Source organism: Castellaniella daejeonensis, assembly GCF_039523555.1.
GTDB classification, from domain to species: domain Bacteria; phylum Pseudomonadota; class Gammaproteobacteria; order Burkholderiales; family Burkholderiaceae_B; genus Castellaniella; species Castellaniella daejeonensis.
Genome location: NZ_BAAAFN010000020.1, coordinates 18,114 through 36,244, shown reverse-complemented (window position 1 = coordinate 36,244; position 18,131 = coordinate 18,114). Strand labels below are relative to the sequence as shown.

At 65.5% G+C, this 18,131-nt stretch carries 16 protein-coding genes and 1 pseudogene; 5 read left to right on the top strand and 12 right to left on the bottom strand.

What is annotated here, in order from left to right:
- Positions 1–44 precede the first annotated feature (44 nt).
- The 3 genes from ABD022_RS14525 to ABD022_RS14515 all read right to left on the bottom strand — a co-directional run bounded on the left by ABD022_RS14525 (position 45) and on the right by ABD022_RS14515 (position 2,786).
- Positions 45–1,214 (bottom strand): vWA domain-containing protein, encoded by a 1,170-nt coding sequence (locus tag ABD022_RS14525; protein WP_343822131.1) that lies wholly within the window; start codon positions 1,212–1,214, stop codon positions 45–47.
- A 19-nt stretch (positions 1,215–1,233) separates the two neighbouring features.
- Positions 1,234–1,848, bottom strand: coding sequence for a GNAT family N-acetyltransferase (locus tag ABD022_RS14520; RefSeq protein ID WP_343822129.1), 615 nt, complete (start codon positions 1,846–1,848; stop codon positions 1,234–1,236).
- Between the two features lie 74 nt (positions 1,849–1,922).
- Positions 1,923–2,786, bottom strand: a complete 864-nt coding sequence (locus ABD022_RS14515) for an AAA family ATPase (protein ID WP_325127297.1) — start codon at positions 2,784–2,786, stop codon at positions 1,923–1,925.
- A 167-nt stretch (positions 2,787–2,953) separates the two neighbouring features.
- Here ABD022_RS14515 and ABD022_RS14510 point away from each other — a divergent pair, with 167 nt between their 5' ends.
- Both ABD022_RS14510 and ABD022_RS14505 read left to right on the top strand, forming a co-directional pair.
- On the top strand, positions 2,954–3,310 hold the full coding sequence (locus ABD022_RS14510) for a c-type cytochrome (protein WP_343822127.1): 357 nt from the start codon (positions 2,954–2,956) through the stop codon (positions 3,308–3,310).
- A 17-nt stretch (positions 3,311–3,327) separates the two neighbouring features.
- Positions 3,328–3,687, top strand: a complete 360-nt coding sequence (locus tag ABD022_RS14505) for a c-type cytochrome (protein WP_325127300.1) — start codon at positions 3,328–3,330, stop codon at positions 3,685–3,687.
- Between the two features lie 105 nt (positions 3,688–3,792).
- On the opposite strand, the gene ABD022_RS14500 is transcribed toward ABD022_RS14505, so the two are convergent.
- Positions 3,793–4,224 carry a DUF1841 family protein gene (locus tag ABD022_RS14500; RefSeq protein WP_325127302.1) on the bottom strand — a complete coding sequence of 144 codons (432 nt, stop codon included), beginning with the start codon at positions 4,222–4,224 and terminating at the stop codon, positions 3,793–3,795.
- A gap of 181 nt (positions 4,225–4,405) precedes the next feature.
- On the opposite strand from ABD022_RS14500, the gene icd reads away from it, so the two are divergent.
- Positions 4,406–5,662: an NADP-dependent isocitrate dehydrogenase gene (gene icd / locus ABD022_RS14495; RefSeq protein ID WP_325127304.1), complete on the top strand. Its 1,257-nt coding sequence runs from the start codon at positions 4,406–4,408 to the stop codon at positions 5,660–5,662.
- A gap of 73 nt (positions 5,663–5,735) precedes the next feature.
- On the opposite strand, the gene ABD022_RS14490 is transcribed toward icd, so the two are convergent.
- Positions 5,736–6,194 carry an Lrp/AsnC family transcriptional regulator gene (locus tag ABD022_RS14490; protein ID WP_325127307.1) on the bottom strand — a complete coding sequence of 153 codons (459 nt, stop codon included), beginning with the start codon at positions 6,192–6,194 and terminating at the stop codon, positions 5,736–5,738.
- Between the two features lie 116 nt (positions 6,195–6,310).
- Between ABD022_RS14490 and ABD022_RS14485 the strand changes: the two genes are divergently transcribed.
- Positions 6,311–7,165, top strand: a complete 855-nt coding sequence (locus ABD022_RS14485) for a PhzF family phenazine biosynthesis protein (RefSeq protein WP_343822124.1) — start codon at positions 6,311–6,313, stop codon at positions 7,163–7,165.
- A 6-nt stretch (positions 7,166–7,171) separates the two neighbouring features.
- Here the strand turns inward: ABD022_RS14485 and ABD022_RS14480 are convergent, their stop codons facing one another.
- The 7 genes and pseudogenes from ABD022_RS14480 to ABD022_RS14450 all read right to left on the bottom strand — a co-directional run bounded on the left by ABD022_RS14480 (position 7,172) and on the right by ABD022_RS14450 (position 14,981).
- Positions 7,172–8,455, bottom strand: a complete 1,284-nt coding sequence (locus ABD022_RS14480) for a c-type cytochrome (RefSeq protein WP_343822123.1) — start codon at positions 8,453–8,455, stop codon at positions 7,172–7,174.
- 13 nt (positions 8,456–8,468) lie between these two features.
- Positions 8,469–10,233, bottom strand: a pseudogene (locus tag ABD022_RS14475) (GMC family oxidoreductase).
- Positions 10,234–10,243: 10 nt separating this feature from the next.
- Positions 10,244–10,939: a gluconate 2-dehydrogenase subunit 3 family protein gene (locus tag ABD022_RS14470; protein WP_325127315.1), complete on the bottom strand. Its 696-nt coding sequence runs from the start codon at positions 10,937–10,939 to the stop codon at positions 10,244–10,246.
- A 36-nt stretch (positions 10,940–10,975) separates the two neighbouring features.
- Entirely contained in the window at positions 10,976–11,506 is a 531-nt protein-coding gene (locus ABD022_RS14465; protein ID WP_325127317.1) for a DUF4142 domain-containing protein, read from the bottom strand.
- A 60-nt stretch (positions 11,507–11,566) separates the two neighbouring features.
- Entirely contained in the window at positions 11,567–12,046 is a 480-nt protein-coding gene (locus ABD022_RS14460; RefSeq protein WP_325127319.1) for a hemerythrin domain-containing protein, read from the bottom strand.
- Positions 12,047–12,159: 113 nt separating this feature from the next.
- A complete protein-coding gene (locus ABD022_RS14455) occupies positions 12,160–13,545 on the bottom strand; it encodes a nucleobase:cation symporter-2 family protein (protein ID WP_325127321.1) in 1,386 nt (461 codons plus the stop codon).
- Between the two features lie 74 nt (positions 13,546–13,619).
- Positions 13,620–14,981: an 8-oxoguanine deaminase gene (locus ABD022_RS14450; RefSeq protein ID WP_343822122.1), complete on the bottom strand. Its 1,362-nt coding sequence runs from the start codon at positions 14,979–14,981 to the stop codon at positions 13,620–13,622.
- Positions 14,982–15,264: 283 nt separating this feature from the next.
- Between ABD022_RS14450 and ABD022_RS14445 the strand changes: the two genes are divergently transcribed.
- Positions 15,265–17,835, top strand: coding sequence for an EAL domain-containing protein (locus tag ABD022_RS14445; protein WP_343822121.1), 2,571 nt, complete (start codon positions 15,265–15,267; stop codon positions 17,833–17,835).
- Positions 17,836–18,131: the final 296 nt, after the last annotated feature.

Below are 18,131 nucleotides of genomic sequence, written 5' to 3'. Positions count from 1 at the left end.
ATGACATGTCGATGTCACCCGTCACGAGGCCGGCCTGCTTCGGTCTACTTCGACAGCAGCCGCATCGCCTGTTCCAGTCCGTCCATCGTCATGCCGAACATGCGGTCGTGCATCAGTTCCTTGACCAGGGCGATGGACTGGCGGTACTGCCAGGAACCGGAAGGTTCCGGGTTCAGCCAGACGGCGTGCGGCCAGTGGCCCAGGATGCGCTGCAGCCAGGCGGCCCCGGTCTCTTCGTTGTGGTGCTCGATCGAACCGCCCGGGTACAGCAGTTCGTAGGGGCTCATGGACGCGTCGCCCACCAGGATCAGGCGCCAGTCCTCGCCGTAGGTGCGCAGCAGGTCCCAGGTCTCTATGCGCTCGCCGTGGCGGCGGCTGTTGTGGCGCCAGACGGATTCATAGGGGCAGTTGTGGAAGTAATAGACTTCCAGGTGCCGGAATTCGCTGCGGGCCGCGGAGAACAGCGATTCGATGCGGGCGATGTGGTCGTCCATGCTGCCGCCCACGTCCAGCAGCATCAGCACCTTGACGGTGTTGTGGCGCTCGGGCATCCAGTGCAGGTCCAGCATCCCGGCCTGCTCGGCGGTGCCGCGGATGGTGCCCGGCATGTCCAGTTCCAGCGCCGCGCCCTGGCGGGCGAAGCGCCGCAGGCGCCGCAGCGCCATCTTGAAGTTGCGCGTGCCCAGGACCTGCTGGTCATCGTAGTCGCGATAGTCGCGCCGTTCCCAGACCTTGATGGCCGTGCGGTTGCCGGCCGATGGACCGCCGATGCGGATGCCTTCCGGGTGATAACCGCCGTGGCCGAAGGGCGAAGAGCCCCCGGTGCCGATCCATTTGCTGCCACCTGCGTGGCGTTCCTTCTGCTCGGCCAGGCGCTCGCGGAACATTTCCATCAGCCGGGCCCAGCCGTGCTTTTCCAGGGCTGCCTTTTCCTCGTCGGTGAGCTGCTTGCGGAAGGTCTGCACCAGCCAGTCGGGAGGGATGTCGGGCCCGCCGGCGCGGGCCTGGAGCTGGCCGATGAAGGCGGCGAAGACCCGGTCGTAGCGATCGTAGCGGGTCTCGTCCTTGACCAGCGCCAGGCGCGCCAGGTGGTAGAACGCTTCCGTGCTCGTGGGTGCGGCCGGGCTGCACAGCAGTTCGAGCAGGCTCAGGTATTCCCGGATGGAGACCGGGATGCCCGCGGCACGCAACTGGAGGAAGAAATCGGTCAGCATGGCCGGAATGGGTGCGGCGTCAGGCGCGGGGGCGCCGCAGCTGGTAGAGCAGGTGGGCGCGAACCTCGGGCCATTCGCCCGCCAGCAGGCTGTACATGACCGTGTCGCGCACGGTGCCGTCGCGCCGCAGCGCGTGATGGCGGAGCACGCCGTCGCGGTGCGCGCCCAGACGCTCGATGGCACGCTGGGATGCGTGGTTGTAGTTGTCGGTGCGCCAGCCCACCACGGCTGCGCCCAGCGTGTCGAACGCATGTTCGAGCAGAAGCAGCTTGCAGGCGGTGTTCACGTGGGTGCGCTGGCGGGAGCGGGCGTACCAGGTGTAGCCGATCTCCAGGCGGGCGACCGCCGGGATGATGTCGTGATAGCGCGTCGAACCCAGGATGGCTCCGCTGGCAGCGTCCGTGACGGCGAAAGGCAGCATGTGGCCATCGTCGAAGCCCTTCAGGGCCTGGGCGATGTAGGATTCGGTCTGGTCGGGTTCGGGAACCGAGGTGACGCGCAGGTTCCACAGCTCGCCGTCGGCAGCGGCGGCGCGCAGGCCGCCGGCGTGATCGCGGGACAGCGGGACCAGACGCACGCCGTGGCCTTCCAGGGTGACGGGGCTGGGCGTTTGCTTGAAGCCGGATGTGTTCATGGGTCGGTCGGGTGGTGGGGGAACGGAAGAAACATGTTGCGGCTTGCGTGCCGCGCCGCAGGCGGCCGATGTCGTCAGCGCACGCCGCGTTGCGTCAGGGTGGCCAGGCGCCGCAGCAGGTTCAGGTCCTGCTCGTTTTTCAGCAGTGCGCCGGCCAGCGGCGGCACGTCGCCTCGCGCCAGGCTGTCGGGGGGCACGGATTCGGCCAGCAGCAGGTGCAGCCAGTCCAGGAATTCCGAGGTCGACGGCCGTTTCTTCAGCCCGGGGACTTCGCGCAGGCGGAAGAACGCGTCCAGGGCCGCCCCCAGCACGTCGGCGCGCAGATCCGGGAAGTGGACGGCCACGATGTCGGACAGGGTTTCCCGGTCGGGGAACTCGATGTAGTGGAAGAAGCAGCGTCTCAGGAACGCGTCGGGCAGGTCCTTTTCGTTGTTCGACGTGATGATGATCAGGGGCTTGTGCCGCGCCCGGACGGTCTGGCGGGTCTCGTAGACATGGAATTCCATGCGGTCCAGCTCGCGCAGCAGGTCGTTGGGGAATTCGATGTCGGCCTTGTCGATCTCGTCGATCAGCACCACGCAGGGCCGTTCCGACTCGAACGCCTGCCACAGCACGCCCTGCACGATGTAGTTGCGGATGTCGTGCACGGCGGCCTCGCCCAGCTGGGAATCGCGCAGGCGCGAGACGGCATCGTATTCGTATAGTCCTTGCTGCGCCTTGGTCGTGGACTTGATGTGCCATTGCAGCAGGGGCCGGTCCAGGGCGCGGGCGACTTCCTCGGCCAGCAGGGTCTTGCCGGTGCCGGGCTCGCCCTTGACCAGCAGCGGGCGCTGCAGCGCCAGGGCGGCGTTGACGGCTGTCTTCAGGGATTCGGTGGCGACGTAGCGGTCGGTGCCGTCGAAACGGCTGTTTGGAACAGAGGCGGAGGTCTGGTTCATGGAAGAGGTTCAGTGGCGCCGTGGAGGCCCGGAAGCAGATGTTATGGACTTGAAATTTTCATGTCTGACTGTATTCGATCAATTATCGTACAATCGACATGCCTTATCGGCCCGGCAGGAGGGTGGCCGATGCCGACACAAAATGAATCAGAGAGACAAGAGGCCATATGAAGTCGCGAGCAATGCTTGATCGTGGTTTGGGCGCCGTCGTGGTGGCGGCGTCCTGTCTGCTGGCTGGTCCGGCCCTGGCGGCCGATCCGCCCGCAGTCCAGGGCGATGTCCAGGCCGGCGCCCAGAAGGTTTCCATGTGCATCGGCTGCCATGGAATCCAGGGCTACAAGGCTGCCTATCCCGAGTTGTACCACGTCCCCATGATCGCCGGTCAGAACGCGGCCTACATCGTCGCGGCCCTGAAGGAATACGCCAACGGTGCGCGTTCCTTCCCGACCATGGACGCCATCGCGCGGTCCCTGTCCGAGCAGGACATGGCCGACGTTGCCGCCTACTATTCCAGTCTCAAGTGATCCGGGGGGAGAGCATCATGCGTACATTGTGGATTGCCCTGCTGGGTCTGGGACTGACGGCCGCCACCGGCGCGCAAGCGGCCGACCTGCAGGCCGGCAAGGCCGCCTTCGATAAATACACCTGCGCCTCCTGCCATGGGGCCGACGCCAAGTCTCCGCTGCAGCCCGACTATCCGATCCTGGCCGGTCAGCACCAGGATTACCTGGCGCATGCACTGACCGCCTACCAGCGCGGCCAGGCCGGCGCACCGGCTTCGGCCAACGTGCGCAAGAACGCCATCATGGGCGCCATGGCTGCGCAGCTGTCGGCCGCCGACATCGAGAATATCTCGGCCTGGCTTGCGGCACAGCCTTCGTCGCTGGCCGTGCGCAGATAGCGCGCGGCGCCGTTTTCAGGATGCCCGCCGGGCCCGCGCGCCCGGCGGGCATTTTCTTGTCCGTCCGGGGGTGTCGGTGACGGCGGCCGTTTCCGGCCGGGCCGCTCAGCGGTCCCGTGTGGCGTGGCGCCGGATCAGGTCCAGGTAGCGTTCGTTGTCCAGCGGCTTGCCCAGCCGCTGGGCTTCCCAGACGACTTCGCCCAGGGCTTCCATGATGATGTGGGCGGCTTCGTGTTCGTCGCGGCTTTTCAGCAGCGTGTTCCAGGCGGCACGGATGCCGGGCGGGTGGTCGACCGACAATTGTTCCTGGATCGCCAGGTGCATCGACAAATGCAGGAAGGGATTGGTGCGGCCCGCTTCGACCGGGTAGTCGCGCTCCGCGGCGTCGGGGGCCTGCAGGTCGTCGTGGTATTCGGGGTGGCGCTCGATCAGGTCGGCGGCCATGGTTTCCAGCGGCGTGAGCACTCCGCCTTCGCGGCGCTTGCGCCATGCGTCGGTGAAGAACGCGCGAACCTGTTCTTTGGATGGGTTGAACATGGGGAGAGAGGAAGACGAGGCGGGCCGTCCATTTTAACCCGGTGATTCCGCCATTTCCGGGGTGCGGATCAGTAAAATAAGGGGATAGGTTGCCTGCCGGTGGCCAGTTTACGCTAAACTCTTATATAAGACTGATTCCCCCTTTCCTGTACAACAAGCACAGCCACACACTGGAGCACCCATGTCCTATCAGCACATCAAGGTCCCGGCCGGCGGACAGAAGATCACCGTCAACGCCGATTTCTCCCTGAACATCCCCGATGAGCCCATCGTTCCCTACATCGAGGGTGACGGTACGGGCCAAGACATCACCCCGGTGATGCTGAAGGTCGTGGACGCCGCGGTCGCCAAGGCCTATGGTGGCAAGCGCAAGATCCATTGGATGGAAGTCTACGCCGGCGAGAAATCCACCAAGATCTACGGTCCTGACGTCTGGCTGCCCGAGGAAACCCTGGAAGCCGTGCGCGAATACGTCGTGTCCATCAAGGGCCCGCTGACCACCCCGGTGGGTGGCGGCATCCGTTCCCTGAACGTGGCACTGCGCCAGGAACTCGACCTGTACGTCTGCCTGCGCCCGGTGCGCTACTTCAAGGGCGTGCCCTCTCCCGTGCGCGAGCCGGAAAAGACCGACATGGTCATCTTCCGCGAGAATTCCGAAGACATCTACGCCGGCATCGAATTCGAGGCCGAATCCGACAAGGCCCGCCAGCTCATCGAGTTCCTGCAGGACAAGCTGGGCGTGAAGAAGATCCGCTTCCCGGGCACGTCCGGCATCGGCGTCAAGCCCGTGTCGCGCGAAGGCACCGAGCGCCTGGTGCGCAAGGCCATCCAGTACGCCATCGACAACGATCGCCCGAGCGTCACCCTGGTGCACAAGGGCAACATCATGAAGTTCACCGAAGGCGGGTTCCGCGACTGGGGCTACGCCCTGGCCCAGAAGGAATTCGGCGCCCAGTTGATCGACGGCGGCCCGTGGTGCAAGTTCAAGAACCCCAAGACGGGTCGCGAGATCACGGTCAAGGACGTCATCGCCGACGCCTTCCTGCAGCAGATCCTGCTGCGCCCGGCCGAATACGACGTCATCGCCACGCTGAACCTGAACGGCGACTACATCTCCGACGCCCTGGCCGCCCAGGTCGGCGGGATCGGCATCGCCCCGGGTGCCAACCTGTCGGATTCCGTGGCCATGTTCGAAGCCACCCACGGCACCGCGCCGAAATACGCCGGCAAGGACTACGTCAACCCGGGTTCGGAAATCCTGTCCGCCGAGATGATGCTGCGCCACATGGGCTGGACCGAGGCTGCCGACCTGATCATCAGCAGCATGGAAAAGGCCATCCTGTCGAAGAAGGTCACCTACGACTTCGCCCGCCTGATGGAAGGCGCGACCCAGGTGTCGTGCTCGGGCTTCGGCCAGGTCATGATCGACAATATGTAATCTGATTCAGTCCGATCCGCAGCAGTCAGGAAAAGCCCCACCTCTCTATGAAGAGGCGGGGCTTTTTCAATGCTCACCGGTAGGGCGCGTTGCGGGCCGGCACCGGCACGCTCTTGACGATACTCGAACGCGTGCGCGCTTTATCGTGCAGCGGATCCAGCAGGCGGCTCAGGTCGTCGATGTCGCGCAGCATGATCCGGGCGATGAAGCAGTCTTCGCCCGTGACCACGGCGCAATGGGTGATTTCGGGCATGCCTTGCAGGGCCCGCTCGATTTCCTTCAGGCGGCCCGGCAGCGGCTCGATCCGCACGAATGCTTCCAGGGCATAGCCAAGCCGATGATGGTTGAGCCGGATCGTGAAGCTTTCGATGACGCCTTCGTCTTCCAGGCGGCGGATGCGGTCGCGCACGGCGGGTGCAGACAGACCGACCAGTTCCCCCAGCTGCCGCAGGCTGGTGCGGGCATCGGCAGACAGCGCATCGAGCAGCTTGCAGTCGATATGATCCAGGTCGATTTTTGTAGTGTTAGGCATGATCCTGTTTATGGATTGTTTTCAATCGTATTGTCAGGATAATGCATTACGAATTATAAGGTAATCCGGCATCTGGTCTTTTAGAATGGATGTGGTTATTTCACCTGGAGTTCGCCATGCATATCCACCGTATCGCGGCTTTCACCCACGACCTTCATGGCGGCAATCCCGCAGGTGTCGTCTTGTCGGATGCGCCACTTCCCGCCGCCCGGATGCAGCGGCTTGCCAACGAGATCGGTTATTCCGAAACCGCCTTTGCAACGCCGGGCAGCGATGGCTGGGATGTCCGCTATTTTTCGCCGGAAACGGAAGTCCCGTTTTGCGGCCATGCAACCATTGCGCTCGGCTCGGTACTGGCCCAGCAGATCGGGCCGGGCGTTCATGTCCTGAATATTCCCGCCGGCCGGATTTCGGTGGAAGGCGGCGTGCGCGATGGCCGGCCTTACAGCGAGCTGGAATCTCCGGCCACGAAGCAGGAGCCCGTTTCCGATGCCGTGATCGCAGAGGCGCTGACCCTGTTCGGCCATGAGGCGCGGGATCTGGATCCTGGCTTGCCGGTGCTGCGGGCTCACGCGGGCGCCGATCATTTGATCCTGCCCTTGCGCGATCGCGGATCGCTGGCCCGCATGACCTACGATCTGGATGCCGGCCGGCGCTTCATGCGCGAGCAGGGTTTCGTGACCATCGCGCTGGTCTGGCGCGAGGCCGAGCGTATTTTCCACGCCCGTAATGCCTTTGCATCGGGAGGTGTGCTGGAAGACCCGGCTACCGGCGCCGCGGCTGCAGCCCTGGCCGGGATGCTGCGCGACAGGGGGCTGCTGCGGGCCGGCGAACTCCTGATCCTGCAGGGTGAGGACATGGGCTGGCCGTCGCGTCTGGATGTCCGCTTCACGGATATCCCCGGTTCCGGCGTCCGGGTGGGTGGCGAATCCGCGCCCTTGCCCGATCCGCAGACCGCCACGGCGGCATGAGGCCGCTCAAGGCCGGCTGATCAGCCGCTTGTACCGCGGCCCGTACTCGTGCACGCTTTCGCGCATGTCCGCCACCGTGTCGGCACTCACGGCCGGCGCACGATTCCCCCAGCTGTTGCGCACATAGGTCAGCACGTCGGCGATATCCTGGTCGTTCAGCTTCCAGTCGAAGGCAGGCATGGCCAGGCTGGTGGGCCGCGTGGGCGGGTCCGCCATGTAGTCGCCGCCCAGGACCACCTGGATCAGGGTCTGCGCGTTGGGCGCCTGCACCGAGGACGTATTGGCCAGTGGCGGGAACGCTTCGGCCTGGCCCTTGCCGTCCGCCATGTGGCAGCCCATGCATTGGTCGACGTACAGCGCCTTGCCGCGCGCCATGGTTTCGTCGTCGATGGCCCCCCCTGAGTCGCCGGCGTCGTGCCCGTCTTCCTGGTCCGGTGGGATATCCTTCAGATAGGTGGCGATGGCCCGCAGGTCCTGCTCGTTCAGGTGCCGGGTGGAATTCATCACCACTTCGGTCATGGGGCCGGTGCTGGCGGTGTGCGGGTTGGCCCCCGTTTTCAGATACTGGACGAGATCCTCGGTGGTCCAGCCGCCCAGGCCGGCGCGCCGGTTGCCGGTCAGGCCGGGCGCATACCAGCCTTCGCCGGCATCGCCGCCCTGCAGGGCGCGATCATGGTCCGATCCGCCCAGCAGGTTCTTGGGCGTGTGGCAGGCGGCGCAGTGCCCCGGTCCCTGGACCAGGTAGGCGCCCCGGTTCCAGAGCGTGGATTTGTCCGGATCGGGCGCGTAGGCGCCCGGCTCGAAGAACAGCAGGTTCCAGCCCGCCACCATCTTGCGCCAGCCCAGCGGCCAGATCAGGTCGTTCTCTGGCGATATCGAGCGCACCGGCTGCAGCGTGTCGAGATAGGACTTGAGGTCGTCTACGTCCTCGCGGCTCATCTTGGTGAACCAGGGGTAGGGACAGGCGGGATACATGTGCTGGCCGTCCTTGCGCTTGCCTTCGTGCATTGCGCGGTAGAAATCCTCCCGGGTCCAGTTGCCGATGCCGGTGACGACGTCCGGCGTGATGTTGCTGGAATAGATGGTGCCGAAGGGCGTCTCCACCGGGTAGCCGCCCGCGAAGGGTTTGCCGCCCTTGGCCGTGTGGCAGGAGATGCAATCGCCGGCGTTAGCCAGGTACCGTCCGCGCTGGATGTTGACGTAGTCGGCATTGTGCAGGTCGGCCGCACCGGCGGCCGGGGCGGCGCAGAGCAGGGCCAGCCAGCCCAGGATCGCTTGGTTCGTGCGCATGATGTCTCCCGCGTCAAACCTGGACCAGCGGTCCGGGGCGTTTCAGGTAGCGCGTGCGTATCGCGTCCGCCGCCCAGTAGGCCAGCGCACCCACCGTCCCAGTGGGGTTGTAGCCGGGGTTCTGCGGAAAGTTGCAGGCCCCGACGACGAAGACGTTGGGCACGTCCCAGCTCTGCAGGTAGCGGTTGACGACGCTGGTGCGCGGGTCGTCGCCCATGGCGGCGCCCCCGGTGTTGTGGGTGGTCTGGTAGGGGATGATGCTGTAGGGTGGCTTGCGTTTCTTGACGTTGATCGAGCGCGGCTTCATCGCCCTGGCGATGCCTTCAGCCTTGGAGGTCAGGTAGTCCGACATCCTGTAGTCGTTGGCGTGGAAATCGAAGGTCAGCCTCAGCATGGGGTTGCCATAGATGTCTTTGTAGGTCGGGTCCAGGTCCAGATAGGCGTTGCGGTGGCTGACGACGTTGCCGTGGGTGGACACGGCTGTGCTGTGCAGGTAGTTCTCCGCCATCGCCTTTTTCCAGCCGGCGCCCCAGGTGGGCGTATCCTGGGGCAGGTGATGCTGCAGTATGGGGCGCCCGCCGGTGGTCCACAGCGCGATGTAGCCGCCGCCGATGAAGCCCTCCGGCCCGTGATCGAAGTTGTCGCCGTTGAAGTCGTCGACGGCCTGGCCCAGGGCGCCGGCCCCCATGTACGGGTTCATCAGTTCGTCCACGAAGACTTCGACGGCGGATGTGATCTGGTAGGCGTAGTTGCGTCCGACGACGCCGGTGTTGCTCACCGGGTCGTAGGGTTTTCCGATGCCCGAGAGCAGCAGCAGATGCACGTTGTGGTGCGCGAAGGCGCACAGGATGACCAGCTCCGCGGGCTGCTCGAATTCGCGGCCCTCCAGGTCGCGATACAGCACGCCCTTGGCCTTGGTGCCCGAGCCGTCCAGCACGACGCGCGTGACATCGCATCCGGTGCGGTAGGAGAAGTTGTCCTTCTTCAACAGCACCGGCAGGATCGTGGACTGCGGCGAGGCCTTGGAATTGTTGCCGCAGCCGAACCATTCGCAATAGCCGCAGTAGGTGCATTGGCCCATCTGCACGCCCAGCGGGTTCTTGTAGGGCCGCGAGGCGTTGGCGGCCGGGCCGGGAAACGGGTGGTAGCCCAGTTCGCGGGCCGCCTTGTCGAACATCAGCGAGCCCGCGCTGCGTTCCAGTGGCGGCAGCGGGTAGTCGCGAGACCGGTTCCCCTCGAAGGGATTTCCGTCCGGCCGGCGTTCTCCCGCCACGTTGCCGGCCACCCCCCGATACGCCGCACAGGTATTCGAAGCGGTCGTAACAGGACTCGAGTTCGTCGTAGGTGATGCCCCAGTCCTGGATGGTCAGGTCCTCGGGGATGAATCCGGCGCCGTAGCGCTCCTCGGTATGTGACCGGATCAGGAAGTCGTCCGGCAGGAAGCGCCATGTCTGCCCGTTCCAGTGCACGCCGGCGCCCCCAACGCCGGCGCCGGGCCGGAATGAGCCCAGCTGGCGCATGGGCAGCGCTCTTTGATCGGGCGTGTTTCGAAAACTCAGGGTCTCCCGGATGGGAGCCTGGAACATGTGGTTGCGGACCGCGTATTTCAGTTCGTCCTGGATATGGGTGGTTGAGAAATCGGGTACCGTCGCGCGGTCTTCCCCGCGCTCCAGGGCCAGCACCTGCAGGCCTTCGTCCGTCAGCTCCTGCGCAATGATGGACGCGGTCCAGCCGAACCCCACCAGCACCACGTTGACCGGTTCCAGTCGTTTTGCCATCGTGCCTCCTTCAGATGTCGGCGCGCATGCGCGTGCCATCCCTGCCCAGGATGCCGACGGGCGGCAGCGGGTAGGGCTTTCCGTATTGAGTGATTTCCTCGACGTAGTTGTACCGGGGCCCGGGAAAGCCGATCAGCTTCCAGCCAGCGAACCCGCGGTTGCCGCCGTACATCGGATCGGCCAGGAATCCTTCCTGCGTGTTCTGCCACAGCACGGAAAAAAAAGCCTGGGCGGGAACGTCTCCGAGTTCGATCTTGCCGGCTTCCAGATTACGCAGGATTTCGTCCTGCCGGTCGGCGGACAGTTCGGCAAACGCACGGCCGCTGTACTGCCGGCGGCAGTACGCATCGATTCCGGCAATCGCGATACGGTACAGCTCGGATGGCGTCTGCTTCAGTTGGTAGCCCTGCTGCGCGGTGCCGGCTGCCCAGGGGCCTTCCATGTACCAGCGGTCGGCACGGCCGTAGGGGCCCCCCAGCTGCAGATCGATGAACAGGGGAATGTCGGCTTCGATGGCGCCCGGGTCTTCGCGATTTCCGGGGATCAGGCGGGCGGTCGCCGCTTCGACGAAGCGGTATTCGTCCGCCGAGAAGAAAGTGCCGGCAATCCGGGCGGGTCGGGGCGCCGTCCGTTCGCAGGCGGGCAGGACCAGGGTGGCGGGCAGGGCCAGCGCAGCCTGGACGAATCTGCGTTTCGTTTCATCCATGTTCGTCTCCCGATCGGCGGCTCGGCACCGCCCGAGTCATTGAGCGTCCTGCTTTGCATCCAGCGCGCGGGCCATCTTCAGGTGTTCGCGCAATCTGGGCAGCGTTTTCTCGATCATGGCCTTGATGTCGGGATCCTTGACTTCCTGGTTAGCCTGCTCGAACTGCCGGATCGTCGATTCATGGGCAGCCACGCCGATCCGGTTGACGTACATGGCATCGAAGGCGCCACCGCTCAGGGCCTTGAGCGCCGTTGCCTCGCTTTTCTGGGCGATGGACGGGCCGTCGGGCGGCATGTAGCCCTTTTCCTGGGCGAGCGTCCGCGCCTCGCGCGCCATGCTGCCGTGGTCGGCGATCATGGTGTCGGCGAATGCCCGGACGTCCGGGCTGCTGTCCTTCTGCAGGGCAAGCCGGCTGGCTTCGATCTCCGCGTAACTGCCTTGGATCGCGTTCTTCATGAAGTCGCGGTCCTGCTCGGAGAGGCCGCCGGCCTGCTGCCCGAATGCCAGGATGGAAAATGCGGCGGCGGCCGCGCCCAGGATGAAGGACGCCGTACGGATGCTGTTCATGATGACTCCTGTGATGAGGGAAAATCGGCACGAAAGGCCGCAGCAAGCGGCATGCCGCCGTCAGCCCTGCGGCTTGGCCGACAGTGCCTGGCGCCTGGTGTCCTGCATGGGTTCTTCCAGTTCGCGCAGATCGATGTCCTTGTCGATCACTTTCTTGAACAGCTCGTCTTCTTCTTCCGTGATGTGGTGATTGGTGTATTCGCCCAGTACGGTGAAGTGGGCGTCGTACAGGTCGTCGGCGGGTTTCATCGCCTGCAGGCGGGCGATCAGTTCCTTGGCGCTGGCGTGTTCGACCCTGGCCTCGTCCAGCAGGCTGCCGAACGTTTCGGGGTCTGCCTCGCGCAGGAACGGATAGAAGTGCTCTTCCTCGATCTTCGTATGGGCTGTCAGCGCGCTACAGGCGTGCCGCACGATTTCTTCCTTGCTGCGGTCGTCTTCTGCGGACTTGAAGTCCTTGAAAAGCTTCTGCGCTTCCCGGTGATCGTCGATCAGCATCCCCAGTACGCCTTTCTGGCTGGCGGGGGCGTGCGATTTGTTCATGGCCATCCGTGTTCTCCTGTGATCGGTGCTGCCGTCAGTGGCACCGGCAGGCCGCAGCAAGCGGCGTGCCGGTGCGCCCGGCATCGGTCAGGCGGATGGGAGCAGGTGAGGGGTCAGGCGGATGTTCCTGACGCCTCGGGCTGGCGCAGGGCCTGCTCATGGGATGCGGGTTGGCCGTTGCGGTTCGCGGCGCCCGTATGGTTGAAGGCCAGGTTCATGATGATCGCCACCACGGCGGCGGAACTGATGCCGGACTGGAAGATGGTCGAGAACCAGGTGGGGAAGGCATCGTAGAAGCGGGGGGCGATGATCGGGATGATGCCGGCGCCGATCCCCGTGGCCACGATGACCAGGTTGGCGTTGCCCTCGTAGTCGACGCGCGCCAGCGTGCGGATGCCGCTGGCGGCCACGGTGCCGAAAAGGACGATGCCCGCGCCGCCCAGGACCGGCGCCGGAATGCAGGCGACCACCCGGCCCATCACCGGCGCCAGGCCCAGCGCGATCAGGATCAGGCCGCCGAATGCGACGACGTAGCGGCTCTTGACGCCGGTGACGGCGACCAGGCCCACGTTCTGGGCGAAGGCGCTTTGCGTGAAGGAGCCGAACAGGGGGGCGATCATGCTGGAGAGCATGTCCGCCCTCAGGCCGTTGCCCAGGCGGCGCGAATCGATCCGGGTGTCGATGATGTCGCCCACGGCGAGGATGTCGGCGGAAGTCTCGACCAGCGTGACGATGATGACGATGAACATCGAGACGATGGCGGCCACGTGGAACGTCGGCCATCCGAAGTGGAACAGCGATGGCAGGCCGAAATAGTCGCCTTGGGTCACGTGGGAGAAGTCCGCCTGTCCCGTGGCCGCGGCGGCCAGGGTGCCGATGAGGATGGCGATCAGGATCGAGAGCCGCGAGACGGTGGCGTTGCCCAGCCGGGTCAGGACGAGCACGATGGCCAGCGTCCCGGCGGCCAGGCCGATGTGGCCCATGCTGCCGAAGTCCGGCGCGGCGCTGTTGCCGCCCATCGCCCACAGGGCAGCCACGGGCATCAGGGTCAGGCCGATGGTGGTGATGACGATTCCGGTGACCAGGGGCGGGAAGAAACGGATGATCCGGGAAAAGGTCGGTGTCACGATCAGGCCGATCAGGGACGCTGCCATGACGGCACCGAAGATGGCGGGCAGCCCGCCGCCAGTGTTCAGGATGGCGATCATGGTGGCGACGCCGGAGAACGACACGCCCTGGACCAGCGGCAGCTGGGATCCGAACAGCGGAATGCCCAGGGTCTGCAGCAGCGTGGCCAGGCCGCCCATGAACAGGCAGGCGGTGATGAGCAGCCCCAGCTCATCGGGCGGCAGGCCGGCGGCTTCGCCGATGATCAGGGGCACGGCGATGATGCCGCCGTACATGGTCAGGACGTGCTGGAAGCCAAAGGCGAGGTTGGCGGCCAATCCTGGGTTTTCATCCTCCGGCCGCGTCAGTGCGGCGGGTTTGGGGGCTTGCATCGAGATGTCTCCTGTTGGATTTATGGTGGATGTTCCGGCCGGTCTGCAAGTGCCGGCCTTGGGGGCAAAAGAGCTTATTGGCGCATGTGCTGCCGCAGGCGCCGGGCGGCGGTTTCGTGGCGGCCGCGCAGCGCATCCAGGTCGACTCCGTCGGGCAATCCGTCGCGGACGCGCCAGCGCCCGGCGACCATCACGCGGTCGGCCCGGTCGGCGCCGCACAGCAGCAGTGCGGCCAGGGGGTTCTCGGCGCCGGAAAAGCGCAGGCCGTCGAGCCGGAACAACGCAAGATCCGCCTGCTGGCCTGCCTCCAGCCCACCGATGTCGGTGCGGCCCAGACAGCGGGCCGAACCCTGCGTCGCCCAGCGGATGACGGCCTGATGGGTGACTCGGTCAGGCGTGTAGCGCAGACGGCCCAGCAGCAGAGCCTGGCGCATTTCCTGGGCCAGGTTCGAGTGATCGTTGGAAGCCGAGCCGTCCACGGCCAGGCCGACCGGCGCGCCGGCCGCTTCGAGTTCCAGGGTGCGGCACAGGCCGCTGCCCAGCACCATGTTCGATGAAGGGCAGTGGGCGATTCCGGTGCCGGCGCGCCCGAGCCGCTGGATTTCGTCGTCGTTGAAGTGGATGCCATGGGCCAGCCAGGTCCGGCTCGACAGCCAGTCGCAGTCATCCAGGTAGTCCAGCGGCCGCATGCCGAACAGGCGCAGGCAGTAGGCGGTCTCGTCCTCGGTTTCCGCCAGGTGGGTATGCAGGCGCACGTCGTGGCGTTCGGCCAGGCGGGCGCTGGCGTGCATCAGGTCGCGGCTGACCGAGAACGGAGAGCAGGGCGCCAGGGCGACGGTGATCATGGCGCCGTCTTCGCGCTCATGGTATTGCCGGATCAGGCGTTCGCTGTCGTCCAGGATCGTCTGTTCGTCCTGGACGACGGATTGCGGTGGCAGGCCGCCCGCGTCTCGCCCCACGCTCATCGAGCCCCGGGTGAGCGCCGCCCTGACACCCAGTTCGCGAGCGGCCTGCGCCTGGCTGTCGATGGCGTGACGCAGCGCGCCCGAGAAAACGTAGTGATGGTCGGCCACGGTGGTGCAGCCGGACATCAGCAGTTCCACCATGGCCAGTTCGCTGGCCACGCGCAACTGCTCGTCGTCCAGCCCGGCCCAGACGTCGTAGAGCGTCGTCAGCCAGGGGAACAGGGGCTTGTTCAGGGCGGGAGAGTAGGCGCGCGTCAGCGTCTGGTAGAAGTGATGGTGCGTGTTGACCAGGCCGGGCAGCAGGACGTGTTCCGAAGCATCGAAGATTTCATCGGGCTGCATCCGTGGCCGGCCGCCGGCGGGCACCTGCTCGACGATGCGTGCGCCCGAGACGACGACGCCCCCCGCGGCGGCTTCGACCGGACAGGCAAGCGGGTCGCGGATCCAGAGAGTGCGGGATGATGGAGTCATGGGCGGGTCTGATTGAATGATGTCGTCTATCGGGCCACCCAATCCTATCGGAGGATGCCGGTCCGCCTCATTGGGTGGGGCTGATGTCGTGCATTCGCCGGGCATGATGACCCCGGCGCCATCTCTTTGGGCGGACAGGCCCGGATGAATATCGCCGATCCCGCCGGCAAGCGGCAGATTTCTCCTGTTTTTTTGCGATTTGACCGTTCTGGATGAGGGGTACCGACCGGTATACTCATGAAAACAAAGACAGAGATCGGCGCATTGCGCAGCTGGGGATCGTATGAGTCATGAGCGCCGGACGGATCCGTCGGGCTCGACGGAGATGACCGAGACGGAGCAAGTCGAGGGGCTGCGGGCTTCCACGCAGCGCCTCGAACACTCCGAACACCTGCAGCGGGCACTGTTCGCCATCGCCGACCTGGCAGCCTCCGGGCTGGACATGCAGCGCCTGCTGGAAGGACTGCACCGCATCGTCTCCCGGTTGATGCATGCGGAAAATTTCTACATCGCATTGCGTGATCCGCTTCGCGGCACGATCCGGTTCATTTACTTTTCCGACGTCGCCGACGGGCAGGTCTATCGGCCCGACCAGGAACTCAGCACCGAGCAGCTGAGCGACAGCATCACCTTGCGCCTGATCCAGCTGGCCCGGCCCGTGCGCGGGCCGTCGGACCGGATCGCGCGATCCCTGGGTCTGACGCAGGGGCACGGGGCCGGTACGCCTTCGGCGGATTTCATGGCGGTGCCGATGTGCCGCGACGGCGAGGTCTTCGGCGTCCTGGCGGTGCAGAGCTACGAGAAGGGCGGGGAATACACCCAATCCGACGAACGGGTCCTGGCTTTCGTGGCCGGTCACGTATTGAACGTCGTCGAGCGCAAGCTGGGGCAGGAAGCCCTGGAGCGCCGGGTGGCCGAGCGCACGCGTGAACTGGCCCTGACCAACGACCGGCTGCAGAAGCAGGTGCGGGAAAGCGAGCGGGCTGTCCACCTGCAGGCGACGCTGTACCGGATCGCCGCGCTCGGCCACGGACAGGAGAGCAACGAGGCTTTCTACCGCAGCATCCACCAGGCCGTGGGCGAGCTGCTCGATGTCGAAAGCTTCTGCATTGCGCTGGTGTCCGAAGACGGGCAGTGGCTGGACTTCCCCTATTACGTGGACAGTTCGGGCGCCGAGCTCGTGCGCCGTCCCATGGGCCGGGGCATGAGCGAATACGCGATCCGCTGCGCGCAGACCATCCGCCTCGAATCGGACGCGATCAACGCGCTGATCGCACAGGGCGAGGTGGACGCGGCCACCTACGGCACGCCGGCCGTGTCCTGGCTGGGCGCGCCCCTGATGGGCGCGCGCGGCGTGATGGGCGTCGTCGTGGTGCAGAGCTATCGTTCCGACCTGTATTACACGCAGCAGGACGCCGAGCTGCTGACCTTCGTGTCCTACCAGATCGCCAACACGCTGCAGCGGCGCCAGCAGGCCGAGGCCCTGCAGGCCCTCAATGCCCAGCTGGAGCAGCGGGTGCAGGAACGCACGCAGGAATTGCGCCGGCAGATCGCGGTCAGGGAACGGGCACAGAAGCAGCTGAAGCACCAGGTCATGCACGATTCGCTCACCGGCCTGCCCAATCGCCTGTACCTGCGCGAACGCCTGGAACGCGCGCTCGGCGCGCAGAAGCTCGATCCGGCATGCGGGTTTGCCTTGCTGTACCTGGATGTGGATCGCTTCAAGCTGTTCAACGACGGCCTGGGGCATGGCGTGGGCGACGAAGTCCTGCGCATCGTCTCGGCCCGGATGGCCGAATGCGTGCGGGCGCCCGATATCGCGGGCCGGCTTTCGGGCGACGAGTTCGCCGTGCTGCTCGAACACTGCCTGCAGCCTTCCCAGGCCTGCATGGTCGCCGAGCGCATCCAGGCCCGCATGGCGGCGGCCATCGAAGTGGGCGGCCGCCAGCTGCACGTCTCGGTCAGCATCGGCATCGCGATGAGCAATCCGTCCTACCGGACGGTCGACCAGTTGCTGCACGACGCCGACACCGCCCTGTACCGGGCCAAGGCCGCGGGCCGCCAGCGCTTCGTGCTGTTCGACGAGTCCCTGCACGCATCGGCGATGAACGTGCTCGACCTGGAGCAGCAGATGCGGAACGCGCTGGAAAAAGGGCAGTTCGAATCTTATTTCCAGCCCATCGTGCGCCTGGCCGACGGCGACGTCATCGGTTACGAAGCCCTGATCCGCTGGCGGCATCCCGAGCTTGGCCTGCTGGCGCCCGGCCGGTTCCTGCCGGCGGCCGAGGAGACCGGCCTGATCGAGACGATCGACTGGCACATGTACCGGCTGGCCTGCCAGGCGGCGCCCGATTTGCTTGGGCGGGACAAGATATTGAACATCAATATCTCTCCCTGCCATTTCCACAGCCGGAATTTCCCCCGGCGCCTGCTGGACCTGGCGGCATGGGCCGGCGTCGCGGTGGACCGGCTGTGCGTCGAAGTCACCGAAAGCTCCTTGTTGTCGGATCCCGGTGCGGCGGCCCAGATCCTGGGCAGCCTGCACGAAGCCGGCGTGCGCATCGCCCTGGACGATTTCGGCACCGGCTATTCCTCGCTCAGTCACGTGCACCGCTTTCCGCTGCGCACGCTGAAGATCGACCGTTCCTTCATCGCGCCGCTGGGTCGGGGGGCGCAGCAGCGCAGCACCGCCATCGTATCGGCCGTGCTCAGCCTGGCCGCCTCGCTGGATCTGGATGTGGTCGCCGAAGGCGTGGAAACCGACGCGCAGCGAGACGTGCTGCTGTCCATGGGGTGTGTCCACGGACAGGGCTTTCTGTTTGGCGAGCCGGTCCCGGCTACGGGACTTCCCTAGGTGTCATTTGCGGGAGCAGGCGGCATAATGCAGCCCATGCAGGTGAGGAGACAGCCCTGCTGGGCACTGGCGCCACGGAGATGGCGCTTTCATTTGTGGCAGTACCCATAAAAACAGAAATCTGGCGGGGCCGACGACACAATCGTCGGCCCCGATCCATTTCGGGGGGATGAATCGAATCCTCCCCGGCTCATCCACTCCCCGGCGGTTTTGCTTTTCTGCGCTTTTCTTGTGCTTTCTTGATTCAACACCTGTCTTCGCCTATCATCTTCTGATTTCCCCATCAAAAAACGGAT